The organism is Staphylococcus edaphicus (assembly GCF_002614725.1).
Classification (GTDB): Bacteria; Bacillota; Bacilli; order Staphylococcales; family Staphylococcaceae; genus Staphylococcus; species Staphylococcus edaphicus.
This window is the reverse complement of record NZ_MRZN01000003.1, coordinates 66,102-83,873: the sequence shown is the minus strand read 5'-3', so window position 1 is coordinate 83,873 and position 17,772 is coordinate 66,102. Positions and strand designations below refer to the sequence as shown.

The window sequence follows — 17,772 nt, the reverse complement described above, 5'->3', positions numbered from 1 at the left end:
ACTAAAAAAGACTAGAATCCATATACGCTGGATTCTAGTCTTTTTAAATAGATAATTAATGAATATAGTTATAGCTTGAAGCTTGTGAAGCTGGAATTGTACGATAATCTACAGTACCTGGTGGTGTATTATAGTTCATTTCTGAAATTAAAATACTACCATCTGGGTTTACTCTTTCAACATAAGCAACATGTCCAACAGGTCCTTCGAAGTTTTGCATAATTGAACCTGCTGTTGGTGCATTATTTACTGTGTAACCATCAGCAGCTGCATTATCAGCCCAGTGATCAGCGTTCCACCAGTAAGTACTGATTGGTTGACCAGTTTCAGCTCTGCGGTTAAATACGTGCCAAGTACATTGTCCCCAGTCATACAGGTTAGCATCACTTGCTGTAGACCCACCTGTATTTGTGTTTGGTGTTTCTGTAGATGTTCCACCAGAACCACCTGTACCAGTAGCACCTGGAATTGTTAATGTTTGATTTGGATGGATTAAATATCCGTTTAAATTATTAGCTGCTATAATCTCATCAACTGACACACCGTATTGATTTGCGATGATGTTTAAAGATTCACCAGATTTGACTGTATGTGATGATCCACTTGAAGTGTTATTTGAAGTAGAACCACTTTCTTGAGAACCACTTCCTCCAATTTCAATAACTTGTCCCGGGAATACCATATTGTTATTGATATTGTTATTTTGTTTGATTTCGTCTACTGAAACACCGTATTGTTGTGAAATTGACCAAAGTGACTCACCAGATTTTACTGTGTGTTGTGTTGACGCATCGGCTTCATGGTTGGCGATAAATGCTGCCGCGCCTGAAGCTGCTGTAACTGCAAATGCTAACTTTTTCAAAAGAACTCCTCCTTCAATTCCTATATATCTAAACCCGTAAATATGTATTAAATATATTCGTTAGTGTTTTTAATCTGAATTCACGTACTATACTAACAAAAATCATTTGCTTTGTGTGCATTGTTATAAAGATGTAATATTATTAAAATTTCGTAAGGGCAAGCAAAATGTGAAAAGAACACTTTTGCAATGCACTTTAACCGAAACTATCTTTTTTCAAAAATAGTGATATTTATTGCAACTGTAATATTATCGAAGAACAAACAAAGAGTGTGTCCAAAATTTTTGAAAGTATATTTAATGTTTGGTACCTTTTAAAAACGTGAACACTTAAGTAATACATATTATTTTTGTACGAATTTTGAAATATATATACCTTTTGTATAGACGTTTAATGTTATGATTAAACGCATATGATTATTATTTAATAGATAGAAGTTTTTGAAATAGAGGAGTGATTAAGTTGGCTGAATCAGCACAACATATTAACAACAAGCAAAATAAGGCTAAAGATCAATCAAAATCACATGCCTATGGAAAAGTATGGCTCTTTTTTGTATACTATTGGATTATATTTGGAATTGGTTGCTATTTCGGACAATATTTGCCAATGTCATGGAGACAACCACTATCATTGGTATTACTCGGTTTAGTGTTAATTACGTTGATATTTAATAGAGCGCGTAAATACGGAATAGTGATTTCTCATATTTACGCTATCATACTAGGGTTGTTATCCTATGCAACATTCACGGCTTATTTACAAAATTTAGGCCCGGAGGTATTTTACAAGAATATCTTATTAGCCATCTCAGCTTTCATAGTATTTGGATTAATAGGATTCTTCCTTATTGGAAATGCTGCAAGTATGGGGAAATATCTATTCGTTACACTTATTGCATTAATTGTTGCAAGTTTAATTGGTATGTTCATTCATAACCCGATTTTTCATACAATCATAACTGTCGTAGGATTATTACTGTTTCTACTATATACTTTGTATGATTTTAATCGTATGAAACGAGGTCAGTTCTCTCCGAGAGAAATGGGTTTCAACCTATTTATCAATTTATTGCATATTATAAAATATGTATTAAGACTTGCTAGTAGAATGAGAAAATAATTACCATTTATAATCATGTAAAAACACCCTAACAATTTACTTTCTATAAGTAATTTGTTAGGGTGTTTCTTTAATATAGTGTAATTTTAAATTTGATGTACTATTTAAAATTTAAATAATACAATAGCTGTATTTTAAAATTAAGTTTGATTAATAAAAAAACATGTTGACAAATTTAATTATTTTATTCAAAATTATCTAAAGACTAAAACATGTTAATTAAAATATTCGGGTATGACGTGATTAAAATAATTGTAATAGTGGCGTGAAAGTTTAATGCATAGCGTATGAGACAATATTCGAAAGAGGTTAAATTATGAAAGCGCAGTGCTTAAATATTATTACTAAGGACAAGTATCCTACTAAGCGTGTGACAGATGGATTATTATTATTATTCCCTCTAAAAGGTTGTATAGAAGTTCAGCATTTTATTACAGATGTGAATGTTGAAAATGACTTGCTTATCGTGAATAATTCGGAGATATTTCGTATTAAGGAAAATGAAATGTCACTCGTATTATATATTTCTAGTGACTGGTTTCATGAACAAGGGTATTCATTTTTTGAATATCAATACACTTCTAATTTAATACAGTCATCTAGTGTATTATTAGATGCTTTGTTAAATTTAGCAAAGCATCATTTAAGCCAAACATTGACCAATGAATTATTTGAAACATATATGTTTCAAATAGTTGATATTATTGCAACAGAAGCTAAGATAGATGTTAATTATTTAAAACAACAAACAGATTATTCATTTTACGGTATAACAGGTGAAATGTTGGATTATGTAAATACACATTTACATAAACGATTAACATTAAAAGCCATTGCTAATAAGGTATTTATTTCTCAATCAAATATCTCAAGTCAGTTTTATAACACATTGGGAATGAGTTTTAAAACTTACGTAGATACTTTAAAATTATCAGCCTCTATAGGTGCTTTATTAGAAGGAAAATGTACAATTTGTGAAATATCAGATGCATATGGCTTTAGTAGTTCGGCTAGTTATAGCAAAAAGTTCAAACATTATTTTGGATACGCACCAAAAGAATATCGACAGCTTTCCAAGACAGATAAAGTTTTCGATTTTGCATTGAAAAACGATGATAACTATTTAATTGAAGAAATGCAACAAAAGATAACTAAAAAATTAAAGAAACTCAATGTTCAAAACAATTATATTTGTTTGAATATGAAAGAGATGGCTGAATCAAGGAATGATGCTATCGTGATTCAAATTCATTCATTGGAAGAGTTCCGCTATTTATTTGAAGATAAAAGTATGAGCTATATATTTGAGGGTACACAAAATGTATTAATCTATTGCATGATGGATGTTGAATCGATACGTGCTGCCTTTACAAAAGATGTGGATTGCGGTTTTATAAAATTTGTATTAACCACTCAAGTGAATTTAGCCGTTCAAATCAAATCAAGTGAAAAAGTGAATATTTATATTGATGAAATATATAGCCAGTATAAATCATTTTTACAATTGCATCCTGAATTGTCAGAAGATAAAATGCATGCGGTCAGTTATATATTTAATCTTTCAACTATGTCGATTAAAGAAATCTATCGTAATATCATTAAAATTCAGCGTTATAGAAATAATGTGAGATTTGGTGTTGATGTGACGCATTTATTTAATCATCCAGAAACATTTAAATTAATGGAACCGCAATTGAAACGGATAGGTTTTGACTATTATTTTATTGATAATCATAAACTGACATCACCTTATCTCAATGAAGACCATGAAGCGTTATTGACTAAAGAAGTATTTAAATTCAGTAATATAAAGAAAATTATGAATGATATGAAGTTAGAAGAAAGAAAATATTATCTCTTAAATGTACATAATAATCTATTATTAAACGACGATAAGATGGAGATAATTGAAAGTCCACCATTATTAATGGGCATGGTTAAAAAGGCACGAACCAATTTCTTTGGTTTAGGCATTGATTTAATCGAACAACCAGATAAGAAACATACATTATATTTGTATGATAGAAATGGATTTCGATCCATTTTAGGTAATATGTATGAAAGATTAATGGAAAAAAGTAACTGTAATATGAAAGCGTATGATTATTATACCGTGGTAAATCACCCACACAAAATAACGATTTTTGTGGGTGACTGGCGTGTAGTTGAAAGCGAAAATGCTGTAGATGATGAACAGAATATTCAAATTCATATTAATTTTAAAGATATTACTTTGCGTCGTGCTTATGTCATTTTTTATGAAACAATAAGCAATGTATACGGTAATATTAAATATGCCATTCCCACCCAATTACGCAATAACTACCGCTGGTCGGAGGAATGTATTAGGAAGATTGAGGCGTATAATAAACCTGAATTCAGTGTATTTGAACATAACTTTGAAGAAGAGACTTTGACATTAAATTTAGATTATAATACAGTTCACATCATCGATATATATAAATAGTAGATTTGTTTATATGCTTTTTAATTATATAAATAAACAAGCGTTGCAAAATTTAATTTGTTATTGTTCGCAATTTTGACAAACCTATAATTACAAATGATAAGGACAAGTATTTACATTTTATGGATAATTAGATTGTATTGCTGATTAGCATTTGGAGGTGTAACAACAATGAATGAAGAGAAAAAAGCGCATTTTTTAAGTGTTTATAAAAAATATAAAAGTGTAATGCATTACGTTGAAGCAAACTACAAGTTAACAATGAATGATGTAGCGATCTTAGAGCTTATCCAAAATAATTGTAGTAAACAAAACATGTTAATGCAGCCGTTCTTAAAAATTGCAACAACGGAATTAGAGTTGAGTAGGACTAAAGTGCTTGCATCTATCCGTCGCTTAATCGATCAAGACAGAGTAAGTAAGATACGTTCAACAGAAGATGAACGTAAAGTCTACTTATTTATGAATGACGACAACGCTGATAAATATGAGACACTACTTGATGATATTGAAGCATATGTAAAATAATCATTCATTATAAACAAAACCTTTATGTAAAAACAGAATATTAATGAAGATACAGATACATATCATTTCACATGTGTATCTGTATTTTTGTAGTGAATACCAATAGCGAAATGTATATTATAGGCTTACGTCTATGTTCTCAAGATAAAATATTGTATAATATATCATGTTAATTAATGTAGTTATCGAGAAAGTGAGATGGAAGTATGGGACGTAAATGGAATAATATTAAGGAAAAAAAGGCCCAAAAAGATAAAAATACGAGTAGAATTTATGCCAAATTTGGAAAAGAAATTTATGTAGCTGCTAAGTCAGGTGAACCAGATCCTGAATCAAACCAAGCACTACGCTTGACACTAGAACGTGCGAAGACATATTCAGTGCCAAATCATATTATTGAAAAAGCAATTGAAAAAGCAAAAGGTTCTGGTGAAGAAAATTATGATGAACTAAGATATGAGGGCTTTGGACCTAATGGTTCAATGATTATTGTCGACGCGCTGACGGATAATGTAAATAGAACAGCATCAGATGTTCGCGCAGCATTTGGGAAAAATGGTGGTAACATGGGTGTGTCTGGTTCTGTTGCGTATATGTTTGAACACACAGCTGTTTTTGGGATTGAGGACAAATCAGCAGATGATACTTTAGAAGCATTAATGGAACAGGATATAGATGTAAAAGATGTTATAGATGAAAATGGATTAACAATTGTCTATGCTGAGCCAGATCAATTTGCTCAGGTCCAAGACGCATTACGTGAAACAGGCGTTGATTCTTTTAAAGTAGCTGAGTTTGAAATGTTACCTCAAACTGATATTGAGCTATCTACAGAAGATCAAGAAACTTTTGAAATTTTAATAGAAGCTTTAGAAGAATTAGATGATGTGCAAAATGTATTCCATAACGTGGATTTGAAATAGTATGGAACAATCAGTACAACGTTGGATATCACAGTTAGAATTAAAACCGCATCCAGAAGGTGGTTATTATAAAGAGCATATCAAGGGACATAATGTTAATGATACGAATAGAGCGGCATATACCAGTATATATTTCTTGCTAACGTATCATAATATTTCACATTTTCATCGTATAGATGCTGATGAAATATGGTATCACCACGATGGTGATTCACTCACGGTTCATATGATTTATCCGAATGGCCGATATGAAAAGGTGACCATAGGTAAAAATATTGAAGCAGGTGACGTGTTACAATATGTAGTTCCTAAAGGTACTATATTTGCATCTACAGTAGAAGGTGAAAATGATTACGCTTTGGTTGGCTGTATGTGTCAACCAGGCTTTGAATTTGAACATTTTGAATTATTAAGTACAGAATGGTTAAACAAACATTATCCAGAATTAATAACGATAAATGAACGCTATGCTTTACCTAGCAATGCTATTGAACATAATGAATAATTATCATTTCTGTTATAATTTAGAATAGTTGAGATATAAGAAGCATTGGCCAATGATTATTTGGATGATAGTGTATGTCTAAGTTCTTCCACTAGGCTGTGTTAGGCAAACAAGCGTCAACGTGTTTGTAAAAGGATGACCTAGTTTCATAAATAGATAAGCCATGATGTTGTTAAATGTAAGAGTCCGAGGCATAAATAAATGCCTCGGACTCTAATTTATTATGAAAACAGTTAAAAATTATTTAGCTGTTCCAAATACTTCATTGGCAATTTCGACAATATAAGATAATTTTCTCCATTGTGCTTCTTCGGTCAATTTATTGCCTTCTTCTGTAGAAGCAAAGCCACATTGTGGGCTTAAACATATTTGATCTAAAGGTATATATTGCTCTGCCTCTTTAATACGTTTGAGAATTGTAGTTTTATCTTCTAATTCACCATTTTTTGAAGTGAATAAACCTAATACTGCGGCAGATCTATGTTCAGGGAAGAAACGCAAAGGTTCGAAGTCACCAGAGCGTTCATCATCGTATTCTAAGAAAAATCCACCTAACTGTTCTTTGAATAAATACGGTGCCACAGGTTCATAACCTCCTGAAATGGCCCAAGTAGATTGATAATTACCACGACAGATATGTGTTGTAACTAATAAATCATCTGGTAAATCTTGAACTGCTTGATTAACTACTTGATATGCAAGATGACGTGCTGCTTCTTTTTCATTTTCTGTACGATCACGACCACGCGTTTTTTGTGTACCCGAAGTTAGGTTTGCCCAATAAACATCATCTAATTGGATGTAACGTGCACCTAATTCATAAAATTTAAGCAAACTTTCATGATAGGCTTGTGCAACGTCATGCGCAAAATCTTTAATATCCGGATAAATAGCTTCGTTTAAAATATTTGGATGGAATAATTGATTCGGACTTGGAATTGACACTTTAGATGTTGCGCGTCCATCAACTTTATCATGTAAGAATTTGAAATGTTCAAAGTGAGGGTGCTCCGGATTGAATTGCACTTTATCGACGATTTTGACATTATGATTGCGTGTTTCAACACCTTCAAATTCTAAACCACGATCTGAGGTATAACCTTCTACACCATTTAAATTTTCTAGGAAATCGAAATGCCACCAACTTCTTCGAAATTCTCCATCAGTGATGCTATGTAATCCTACTTCAAGTTGTTTTTCAATGATGTGTTCAATTTCCTCATCTTCAACGTTTTTTAAAGCCTGTGCATCAATGACGTTGTTTTGATAATCTTGACGTGCTTGTTTTAAGCGATCAGTTCGCAATAAACTACCGACGTGATCGGCTCTAAATGGTCTTTGAATAACTGCCATGGTTATAACTCCTTTGTTTATAGAATTTTCAGAAAAATATAGATAAAATTTACCAGACTTCGCAAAAATTGTCAATTTCGCTTTTACTCTATGAAATATAGTACAATAATGATAATCAAAATTTTCGAAATACAAATAAAATGCTTCCAATATAATTCATGAGATGACATAAGGAAGTCAGTTTTATATAATAATGTTAAGGAGTTGGTGACAGTGAAAGTAAAATATATCGATAAGCGTCACTGGCGTCGCATCATTGATAGAGAATATACAGAAGTTAAGGTGAACAATAATAAGTTTAAGGGTATTATTGGTTTGGTCACAATGAATAAAGTGCGCGAACCATTAGAGGTTTCAGTTGTTGGTCAAAATATTATTGTTGCTGATGATCACTATCAGTGGTTACAAATCTTACCTGAGAAGAAGCGCTATAGTATTACAGTGATGTTAGATGACAAGGGCAATCCGTTGGAATATTATTTTGATATAAATATCAAAAATGTTACACAGAAAGGAAATGCACGTACAATCGATTTGTGTTTAGATGTACTTGCGTTACCTAATGGTGAATATGAACTTGTAGATCAAGATGATTTGGAACGCGCTTTAGAATCAGGTCAAATTACAAGAAAGCAATATCATGAAGCATATGTAATTGCGCATCAATTAATGATTAAAATTGATGCAGATTTTCAATCGATGCAAGATAAAATTATGTATTGTTTTTATAAAATTAAACAAAAAGCAAAACAAAGTAAGCATGATGTATCAAAATCGCAACCGCACCATAAACCAAAAGATCATAAAGTGAAGGCACATAAACACAAGGCAACACATAAACATGAAAAACATGCTAAACAAGAACAATATGATAAGTCGGAAAAACAACCGCAACATAAAAAAGGTACATTTGAACAATGGGCTCAAAAATCATCTTTTAAGAAAAGTGATTAACCATATGACCAACATCAATAACCGAATTCAGATTCATATTGATATGTAGATATAGCTGATTTCAGACTATTAAAAACAATAATATAAGTTAGTGTTGAAACGTGTTATAGTGAATCATGCGCACAGAATAAAAGACATTTTGAAGCATATTTTAAATGTCTTTTATTTATGTTAAAGGATGGCTTATAGCGAACTATATAATGACGTACTAAATAGGTCATTTGTTTCAATTATGTAATCGAATATTGTGAAAAAATCAACATTTTAGTATGAGCCTTTGTGACTACGGTACGGGCATATTGTAATCACGATACAATGAAATCAACCACAGAAAAATGCACTAAAACATAGGGGGATAATTATGAAGATTGACGATTATCGCTTGTTAACCACGCTTGATGAAACTAAAACACTGAGAAAAGCAGCAGAAATATTATATATTTCTCAACCTGCGGTCACACAGCGTTTAAAAGCAATTGAAAATGCGTTTGGTGTCAATGTGTTTATCCGAACTAAAAAACAACTGATTACGACAACTGAAGGTGCAATGATTATTGAGCATGCGAGAGAAATGCTTAATAGGGAACGTTTGTTTTTAGATAAAATGCAAGCGCATATCGGTGAAGTTAATGGCACAATATCCATCGGTTGCTCTTCGTTAATTGGACAAACGTTGTTGCCTGAGGTGTTAAACTTATATACACGACAATTTCCAAATGTAGAGATTCAAGTTCAAGTAGGTTCAAGTGAGCAGATTAAAGCCAATCATAGAGATTATCATGTCATGATTATACGTGGTAATAAAATGATGAATTTAAGCAATACACATCTTTTCAATGATGAACACTTCTTTATTCATCCCAAAAATCGTAATAACGAAGTGGACAAGATGCCATTCATAGAATTTCAAGCAGACCCGATTTATATAAACCAGATTAAGGAATGGTACGGTAGCCAAATCGGACAAGATTATCATGCGATGATAACCGTTGACCAAGTAGCGACCTGTAAAGAAATGCTGTTGAACGGGGTCGGTGTAACGATTTTGCCAGAAATTATGATGAAACATTTAGACCGTGATTTATTTGAGTTTAAACGAGTCAATATAGATGAAAAACCGCTGATTCGATCAACATTTTTAAGTTACGATTCAAGTATGTTGCAATTACCTCAAGTAGAATCGTTTATCAATTTAATGATGGAGTATGTCGAATCTTAAAGTGATGCACTATCTTACTTTGTTGCAAAATAGAAACATTTTTAGCGTAAAGCTAATGCAATGACACAGAGGAACATATTATTTATAGAATAGAGGTTGCCTATATGTTTAGTGCCTTATTACATATCAAGAATTACAAATTATTTGTAATTAATATGATGCTCTTAGGTATGGGAATTGCCATTACAGTACCTTATTTAGTATTATTTGCTACAAATGATTTAGGAATGACGTCCAGTCAATATGGCTTATTATTAGCATTAGCAGCAATAAGTCAATTTATTGTTAATACTATTGTGGCACGTTTTTCGGATACACATAATATAAATAGAAAATTGATTATCATCGCCGCATTATTTATGGGGGCAGTTAGTTTTTCTATTTATTTCTATATTCATGAAATTTGGATTTTTATAGCAATGTATGCAATTTTTCAAGGTTGTTTTGCACCGGCAATGCCACAGATGTATGCCTCAGCAAGAGAATCTATTAATGCTTCCGCGTCTAAAAATAAAGCTAAATTTGCGAATGCTGTCTTGAGATCCATGTTCTCTTTTGGCTTTCTATTTGGTCCTTTAATAGGTGCTTTGTTATTAAATGTAAACGGTTATGCAGGGCTGTTTGGCGGCACTGTAACTATTATTATATTTACACTCTTGCTACAAGTATTCTTTTTTAAGGATATTAAAACGGTACACGCTGTTTCAGATGTAAATCATGTTGAAGCTACTGCACCTAATATGTTAAGAGACAAAGTCTTGCTAGTGCCATTTTTAGCGTTTATTTTATTACATATTGGACAGTGGATGTACACACTTAATATGCCATTGTTTGTTACGAAATATTTAAATGAACCTGAAGGTTTTGTAGGTGGGCTGGCAAGTTTGTGTGCAGCATTAGAAGTGCCGTTTATGGTACTTCTTGGCATATTATCTGCTAAGTTAACAACGCGAACACTATTGATGTTAGGCGGTTTATTTGGTGGATTATTTTATTTCAGTATCGGAGTATTTGAAAGCCTAGTTATGATGTTTGTAGGGCAAGTGTTTTTAGCTATATTTTTAGCTATTTTACTTGGTCTGGGTATCAGTTATTTTCAAGATATATTACCTGATTTTCCTGGATACGCGTCGACACTTTTTGCTAATGCAATGGTTATAGGTCAATTATGTGGTAATTTATTAGGTGGCGTTATGAGTCAATGGGTTGGTTTAGGTAATGTCTTCTATGTCTCAGCGGTGTCAATATTTATAGGTATGATACTTATTTACTTTACTAAAGATCAAAAATTTACAGAAGAAAGTATGGAGTAGATAATAATGACAATTATTTTATGGTTATGTATTATAGCAGCATTTGTTTTAGCATTTATCGGGTTGGTTAAACCAATTATTCCTTCAGTATTAGTGCTATGGGTTGGTTTTTTAATTTATCAATTTGGCTTTCACAATGGGAACTTATCGTGGGTATTTTATGTTTCTATGATATTATTTACAGTATTTATTCTTGTTGCTGATTTTATTATGAATAAATATTTTGTCAATAAATTTGGTGGTTCAAAATTAAGTGAACTTGTCGCGTTGATTGGTGTGATTGTAGGTTGCTTCGTATTTCCACCATTCGGAATTATAATCGTTCCATTTGTTGCCGTACTTGTAGTGGAAATGATTCAAGAACCTAACTTATCTAAAGCTTTAAAAGCAAGTTTCGGTTCTGTTATCGCTTTTCTAGCAAGTACTGTCGCGCAAGCTGCTATCATGGTAATTATGGTGATTTGGTTCTTTGTAGATGCTTTATTAATTAACTAAATAGTTCTTTATGTGGGTTGATTATTCACACTTTTAAAAAATGCATTCATCAGATGTTGTTTTTGAAGTGAATAGTCAACTCTTTTTGTTGTGGCAATAAATCTGTGCCTCTTTTTAATGTAAGCGTATTTATATAAAAAAATGATAAAAACTTAAGCAATCTCCTTGTTTTAGGCAACGGCATTTTAGTATAATCACAATCATGTTTAAAAAATACGTAATTGGAGGGGAACAGTAATGAAATACCCTATAGCTATCTGGATGCTTGCGATAGGCGCATTTGCCATTGGTATGACGGAGTTTGTTATCATGGGATTATTACCTAATATTGCACGGGATTTTGACGTAACGGTGAGTCAAGCTGGACAATTGATTACTGGATACGCATTAGGTGTTGCAATTGGTGGACCTATCATAGTCATGTTGACTATAAAATGGAATAGAAAATATTTATTACTTGCACTGATGGGAATATTTATCCTAGGAAATCTCACAGCTTCATTTAGCCCTAATTATGGATTAATGATGACAAGTCGAATTATTACTTCATTAGCACATGGTTCTTTCTTTGGTATTGGTTCTATACTGGCAGCAAGTATGGTTAGACCTGAGAAACGTGCCAGTGCAATGGCACTCATGTTTATGGGGTTAAGCATGAGTAATATCTTAGGTGTGCCATTTGGGACATTAATTGGTCAAAATTTTGGTTGGCCAATGACTTTTATTATTATTTCAATTATTGGCGCGCTTGCACTTATTGGAATTATTATTTTTGTACCAATGCAACGTGAAACAGTGAAGTCATCTGTATTAAACGAATTAAAGATTTTAAAAGAAAAACGTTTATGGCTGACACTTGCTGTGACATTGTTTGGTTTTAGTAGTGTCTTTGCATATTTCACATATATTTCAACTGTTTTAATTGATGTCTCTAATGTTCAAGAGAATTTAATATCCTACCTTTTAATTATATTTGGTATAGGGGTTACGCTTGGTAATGTAGTTGGAGGCAAACTCGCAGATTGGAATTTAAACAAAGCACTACAAATCATATTCAGTGTGTTTATTCTATATTTCATCTTATTATACTTTGTTCAAATGAATAGTATATTAATGGTTGCAGGTATTTTCTTCTTTGGATTGATTGGATTTAGTATGAGCCCATCATTACAATTTAAGAGTACTTTAATTTCACAAGATGCACCAACACTTGCAAGTACGCTCAACCAATCAGCGTTTAATTTAGGAAATGCACTAGGAGCTTTTATCGGTGGGGTAGTAGTTACAAATTTACCTGTAGCATCGTTAAGTCTCATTGCGCCTATCTTGACAGTCATCGGACTCATTTTCTTATTTGTTAGTATAGCTGTTGAGAAGAAAGAAGGGCTTAACGCTTAAAGTAGGAAGATGATTTAATAAATTAAAAAGCAGGATAACGTCATCTTATTTTCAAATGGGATAGCGTTATCCTGCTCTTTTTATTATAACGAAGTGTTTGAATCTTTGTTGATAAAGTGGTGATCTATATATAGTGAAATGGGAATAATGATAAAAGACATTATGATGAAGGTCCAATTACTAATTAAGATATAAGGTCCAATAGCTAAAAAGGATTGTGGAATAAAAAATACATTGAATAACGCAAATAATAAAATAATAATGCTGATATACGTAGCAATCCACGTCCAATGTGACTTAGTGAAACATTGCATTTGTACAGTTTTAAATATAACCCAAATAAATAGGAAGATAATAAATAAGCCAATGATTAACATAATCGGGAATGTATAAATATATAACCGTTTTGCCCCTATAAAAAAACCTATAAATCCTTTTAGAAAACAAAAAATCCCTATCAATAGCAAGATATGTTGAAAAATGTACTTAAATATATTAATAATTGTTTCATTAGGTAAATGTTTAATTTCATTTTTAGCATGTGCTTTTGGATCATGATTGAAGAAATCCATTGCGAGTGTGCCATCTTTTTCCGCTTGTAACAATTGATGTAAAATACGATTTAACATTTTCTCAGATGCATATGGGTTCACACTTAAATCTGCTCGCACATATGTCATATAGTTTTCAAATGTTTCTCTATCTGTATTATTTAACCTCAGTGACTTCACATTATTTTCACGCATTAATCTTTCAGTGGATTTCATTTGAATTTCGCTACCTTTTTTTAGAATATATGTATAGACAAAGCTAATTATGACTAATGTCACAATATAAAGCAACAACCTTTTAAAAGGAGTATATATGAAAAATATAACTTATAAACAAACACAGTATATCAATCAAATTGCTGAAATACACGAAAGTGAACTAGAACGACAATATGCAGATTATAGAAAAAGCAAACTCTCAGTAGCTTTACGTGTCGAGATGATTGAGCATGGTTTAAGAAATAGTGATGATAACATATTGATTAAGACAAATCATGAGCAGTTGATCGGTTTTATTTGGTCACGATATGACAAGGTTCAGAAATTGGCAACGATTGAGATGTTATATGTCGAACCCAGCCATCGCAAACTGGGTATTGCAACTATATTAAAAAAAGAGATAGAAGCATGGGCGATGAATAAAGGCGCTCGTAAAATAGAAAGTACGGTCGCCTATTCGAATAGAAAAATACAAGAACTGAATTTAAACATGGGATATAATAAAGATAAAATTATTATGTCTAAGAATTTACTAGTAAATAATGAAGATAATATTAAACAATGATAAAATATATATTATTATGAAAAAGGAGATATTACATGAAAAAATGGCTGGCACTCATATTAGCATCAACCATTACTTTAACGGCATGTGGTAAAGATGATGAAAAAGCATCTTTAGAAAAAGATATCGATAAACTTGAAAAGCAAAATAAAGATTTGAAAAAACAAAAAGAAAAATTAGAAAAAGAACAGGACAAACTTAAAGATAAGTCAGATAACTTAGAAAAAGATATTAATGCAAAAACTTAAAGCATGATTTTTTGTTCAAGCATATGCATTTATATCTAGTCAACGTTAATGTTAGTGAAATAATATTTCCTAGGAAATCATTGTAATCTGGTTTTAGTCACTGTTATAATGGGTAACGTTATAAGATATTAGAATTTTTAACCGTTACGTATAAAAATAAAAAGTTGGAATACAAGTTAATTGGTCAATACGCTTTATCATATGTGCGAATGTAATGGATGAAGTGAATTAACAGTTTCCTTGAATAGAAGAGAGGTTATCGTTATGCATGAACAAGATTTCAATTTATTAGAAGGACGTTCAATAACTTTGCCAGAATTAGGCAGAGAAATTGAAAATATTACTGGTAGACAAATTAAGGATTCTACAGGTGAAATTAAACGTGTCATTGCACATTTGCCGAATTTTGAATCTGATACAGATACTTTTGTCGCTACGTATCAATTAGATTATAAAAATGACTTTATCGATGCAACGTTTACCGCGCCAAAAAGTGAGCGTAGTCGTTTGAAAGAAATCGCAGTAAATGTTGAATTAATTAGCTACATTTCAAGAGCATAATGTATTATCTTTGAAATACCAAAAGCAGTAACGCGATATGAGTTCTCTCATAACGCGTTACTTTTCTATAGAAATTTATTTTCAAGTATAGAGGTGTAACAAATGACGGTTTATATTGAAACTGAGCGATTAAGATTACGTGATTGGCGAGAGGAAGACTTGCTACCGTTTCAACAAATGAATGCCAATCGACAAGTTCGGAGATATTTTCCTAGTTTATTAAGTTATAAACGTTCAGAATACGATATGATGAAAATGAATGAAGTAATTCAAGCGCATGATATAGGATTGTTTGCGGTAGAATTGAAAGAGACCAGTGGCTGGTTAGGTTTTATTGGTTTGAATTATGTACCTGAAGAGAGTAAATATACGTTTGCAGAATTACCTTTTTATGAAATTGGTTGGCGTTTGATTCCTGAGGTATGGGGCAATGGTTTTGCAACAGAGGGGGCAACTGCCGTATTAAATTATGCAAAAGACCTTGGGCTAGAGGAAGTTTATGCATTTACTTCAGAAAACAACGAGGCATCACGGAAAGTAATGGAGAAAATTGGTATGAAACATTTTGACTATTTTGAATACCCAGATCTTAGTAAATACCATCCACTAAAAAGACATGTTAGATATTATAAAGATTTAAAGAGGTAGGATATGTTTACAGTTGAAAAGCAAACATGGGTAATCTTTTTTAAATATTAATTGTAAAACGTTAGAGGTGTAGTGAAATGTTTCAACCTTTGATTCATGGTTTTTTATTAGCATTAGGTTTGATATTACCATTAGGTGCACAAAATGTGTTTGTATTTAATCAAGGTGCAAACCATAAAAGTATAACAAAATCATTACCTGTTATTATAACGGCAGGTTTATGCGATACACTATTAATATTGTTAGCAATCATAGGTGTTTCAGTCATATTATTATCTATGCCAGTGTTGCAAATTACAATATATTGTATCGGTTTGTTGTTCTTATTGTATATGGCATGGTCATTATGGCGTGCGCGTCCTGATACATTGCAAACATATCGACCAATGTCTGCTAAGAAACAAATTGGCTTTGCGTTATCAGTGTCATTACTCAACCCACACGCAATCATGGATACGATTGGTGTGATTGGCACAAGTGGGGCAGTTTATGAAGGTACAGAAAAAATCATCTTCACCTTGTCAACGATTATTGTATCTTGGATATGGTTTGTTTTTTTAGCAGTAGCTGGAAAAATGGTTGGAAGCATAGATAAAACAGGTAAATACATTATGATTTTGAATAAATGCTCATCGGTTATCATTTTAATTGTGGCAATGATGATTTTAAAACAACTATTGGCCATTTTATTATAAAAAAAGGTTTATTATTGGACAGGGCGACAACACGCATTTGGTGTTGTCGCCCTTATATTGTTTATGTATTTCGGCAGATTTTTCAACTTAGATGTGCAAATAACCTCGATTAATCATAAGTTCTTACACCGAAAGGCTGATAACGATTTAATGTTTCAAATAGCGATTCGGGCGTATGACATAAAGGCGCTAGTTGTTTATATTTTGAATCGATAAAACCTTCTTCGATCATATGTTCAATCAATACTTGTAAAGGTTCGAAAAAACCATTAATGTTAAAGACTGCAATGGGTTTTTGGTGTATACCAATTTGCGCCCAACTATACATTTCAAAAAACTCTTCCAATGAACCAGCACCACCAGGAGCCATGACAAAAGCATCTGCAAGCTCAGCCATTTTATTTTTCCTTTCATGCATAGAATCTACTAAAATAAGTTCAGATAACTTGTTACTTGTGATTTCTTTTTCATCTAGCATTTTAGGCATGACCCCAATTGCAGTTCCACCATTATCTACGACACCATCTTGAATTGCACCCATAATACCAACAGATCCTGCACCAAATACCAGCTCATAGCCGTGTTGCGCCATGTACTTACCTAATTGATAGGCTTCGTTTACATAGATAGCATCATTGCCTTTACTCGCACCGCAATATATAGCAATTTTTTTCATTGTTAGTCCTCCAAACTCAAGTATATTTGTGAATTAAAGTTGAAAATACAGATTCAAACTTTGCTACATCGTCCTCAGTGAAAGCAGTTGGACCTTTAGTTCGGCCACCACTTTTTCTAAATTGTGCGCTAGCGTGACGTTGTTCGAGTAGCGTATTAATATTCTCTGGATTATATATAAATCCTTTATGATGTATAACAAGCTTAGCTTTATTCAATAATAGGCTAGCCAATCCATAATCTTGGGTAATAACAAGATCATCGGGTTGGACAAGCTTTACAATGCGATAATCGACAGCATCGGGTCCATCGTCAACATAGATAAACTTTACATGGTCAGGTTGTATAACAGATGAAAAGTGGCTGAAACTGCGAACAATCGTAACAAAAATGCCTGTCCCATCCGTCAATTCAATTACTGAATTGACTACAGGACAAGCATCTCCGTCTATTATGACTTGTGTCATATG

The 17,772-nt window shown here is 32.3% G+C and carries 20 protein-coding genes; 15 read left to right on the top strand and 5 right to left on the bottom strand.

Annotated features, from left to right (window positions below; genetic code table 11):
* Positions 1–55 precede the first annotated feature (55 nt).
* Positions 56–862: a LysM peptidoglycan-binding domain-containing protein gene (locus BTJ66_RS02990; protein WP_099089510.1), complete on the bottom strand. Its 807-nt coding sequence runs from the start codon at positions 860–862 to the stop codon at positions 56–58.
* Between the two features lie 463 nt (positions 863–1,325).
* Between BTJ66_RS02990 and BTJ66_RS02985 the strand changes: the two genes are divergently transcribed.
* The 5 genes from BTJ66_RS02985 (at position 1,326) to BTJ66_RS02965 (ending at position 6,408) form a co-directional block, all read left to right on the top strand.
* Entirely contained in the window at positions 1,326–1,985 is a 660-nt protein-coding gene (locus tag BTJ66_RS02985) for a Bax inhibitor-1/YccA family protein (RefSeq protein ID WP_099089509.1), read from the top strand.
* A 316-nt stretch (positions 1,986–2,301) separates the two neighbouring features.
* Complete coding sequence (locus tag BTJ66_RS02980; RefSeq protein WP_099089508.1) at positions 2,302–4,452, top strand: helix-turn-helix domain-containing protein; 2,151 nt, start codon at positions 2,302–2,304, stop codon at positions 4,450–4,452.
* Positions 4,453–4,623: 171 nt separating this feature from the next.
* Positions 4,624–4,980 carry a transcriptional regulator, SarA/Rot family gene (locus tag BTJ66_RS02975; RefSeq protein WP_099089507.1) on the top strand — a complete coding sequence of 119 codons (357 nt, stop codon included), beginning with the start codon at positions 4,624–4,626 and terminating at the stop codon, positions 4,978–4,980.
* Positions 4,981–5,186: 206 nt separating this feature from the next.
* Entirely contained in the window at positions 5,187–5,903 is a 717-nt protein-coding gene (locus BTJ66_RS02970) for a YebC/PmpR family DNA-binding transcriptional regulator (RefSeq protein WP_099089506.1), read from the top strand.
* A gap of 1 nt (position 5,904) precedes the next feature.
* Positions 5,905–6,408, top strand: a complete 504-nt coding sequence (locus BTJ66_RS02965; protein ID WP_099089505.1) for a cupin domain-containing protein — start codon at positions 5,905–5,907, stop codon at positions 6,406–6,408.
* Between the two features lie 240 nt (positions 6,409–6,648).
* Here the strand turns inward: BTJ66_RS02965 and BTJ66_RS02960 are convergent, their stop codons facing one another.
* Complete coding sequence (locus BTJ66_RS02960) at positions 6,649–7,761, bottom strand: 5-methyltetrahydropteroyltriglutamate--homocysteine S-methyltransferase (protein WP_099089504.1); 1,113 nt, start codon at positions 7,759–7,761, stop codon at positions 6,649–6,651.
* Between the two features lie 213 nt (positions 7,762–7,974).
* Here BTJ66_RS02960 and BTJ66_RS02955 point away from each other — a divergent pair, with 213 nt between their 5' ends.
* From BTJ66_RS02955 to BTJ66_RS02935, 5 genes are all read left to right on the top strand, one after another.
* Entirely contained in the window at positions 7,975–8,715 is a 741-nt protein-coding gene (locus BTJ66_RS02955; RefSeq protein ID WP_099089503.1) for a ribonuclease FAU-1 family protein, read from the top strand.
* Positions 8,716–9,076: 361 nt separating this feature from the next.
* Complete coding sequence (locus BTJ66_RS02950) at positions 9,077–9,934, top strand: LysR family transcriptional regulator (RefSeq protein WP_099089502.1); 858 nt, start codon at positions 9,077–9,079, stop codon at positions 9,932–9,934.
* A gap of 104 nt (positions 9,935–10,038) precedes the next feature.
* On the top strand, positions 10,039–11,247 hold the full coding sequence (locus tag BTJ66_RS02945; RefSeq protein WP_099089501.1) for a sugar efflux transporter: 1,209 nt from the start codon (positions 10,039–10,041) through the stop codon (positions 11,245–11,247).
* Between the two features lie 6 nt (positions 11,248–11,253).
* Positions 11,254–11,742: a DUF456 domain-containing protein gene (locus tag BTJ66_RS02940; protein ID WP_099089500.1), complete on the top strand. Its 489-nt coding sequence runs from the start codon at positions 11,254–11,256 to the stop codon at positions 11,740–11,742.
* A gap of 237 nt (positions 11,743–11,979) precedes the next feature.
* Positions 11,980–13,140 (top strand): MFS transporter, encoded by a 1,161-nt coding sequence (locus BTJ66_RS02935; RefSeq protein ID WP_099089499.1) that lies wholly within the window; start codon positions 11,980–11,982, stop codon positions 13,138–13,140.
* An 83-nt stretch (positions 13,141–13,223) separates the two neighbouring features.
* On the opposite strand, the gene BTJ66_RS02930 is transcribed toward BTJ66_RS02935, so the two are convergent.
* Positions 13,224–13,907, bottom strand: coding sequence for a DUF1129 family protein (locus BTJ66_RS02930; RefSeq protein ID WP_099089498.1), 684 nt, complete (start codon positions 13,905–13,907; stop codon positions 13,224–13,226).
* Positions 13,908–14,004: 97 nt separating this feature from the next.
* Between BTJ66_RS02930 and BTJ66_RS02925 the strand changes: the two genes are divergently transcribed.
* The 5 genes from BTJ66_RS02925 to BTJ66_RS02905 all read left to right on the top strand — a co-directional run bounded on the left by BTJ66_RS02925 (position 14,005) and on the right by BTJ66_RS02905 (position 16,627).
* Positions 14,005–14,475 (top strand): GNAT family N-acetyltransferase, encoded by a 471-nt coding sequence (locus tag BTJ66_RS02925; protein WP_099089497.1) that lies wholly within the window; start codon positions 14,005–14,007, stop codon positions 14,473–14,475.
* Between the two features lie 35 nt (positions 14,476–14,510).
* Positions 14,511–14,723 (top strand): SA0632 family lipoprotein, encoded by a 213-nt coding sequence (locus BTJ66_RS02920; protein ID WP_099089496.1) that lies wholly within the window; start codon positions 14,511–14,513, stop codon positions 14,721–14,723.
* Between the two features lie 264 nt (positions 14,724–14,987).
* Positions 14,988–15,284 (top strand): hypothetical protein, encoded by a 297-nt coding sequence (locus BTJ66_RS02915; protein WP_099089495.1) that lies wholly within the window; start codon positions 14,988–14,990, stop codon positions 15,282–15,284.
* Positions 15,285–15,386: 102 nt separating this feature from the next.
* On the top strand, positions 15,387–15,932 hold the full coding sequence (locus BTJ66_RS02910; RefSeq protein ID WP_099089494.1) for a GNAT family N-acetyltransferase: 546 nt from the start codon (positions 15,387–15,389) through the stop codon (positions 15,930–15,932).
* A 77-nt stretch (positions 15,933–16,009) separates the two neighbouring features.
* The gene (locus BTJ66_RS02905; protein ID WP_099089493.1) at positions 16,010–16,627 is read left to right on the top strand and encodes a LysE/ArgO family amino acid transporter; all 618 of its coding nucleotides are present in this window, start codon (positions 16,010–16,012) and stop codon (positions 16,625–16,627) included.
* A gap of 109 nt (positions 16,628–16,736) precedes the next feature.
* Here BTJ66_RS02905 and BTJ66_RS02900 read toward each other — a convergent pair whose 3' ends face one another.
* Complete coding sequence (locus tag BTJ66_RS02900; protein WP_099089492.1) at positions 16,737–17,303, bottom strand: LOG family protein; 567 nt, start codon at positions 17,301–17,303, stop codon at positions 16,737–16,739.
* Positions 17,304–17,319: 16 nt separating this feature from the next.
* Positions 17,320–17,769: a YaiI/YqxD family protein gene (locus BTJ66_RS02895; RefSeq protein WP_099089491.1), complete on the bottom strand. Its 450-nt coding sequence runs from the start codon at positions 17,767–17,769 to the stop codon at positions 17,320–17,322.
* Positions 17,770–17,772 lie beyond the last annotated feature (3 nt).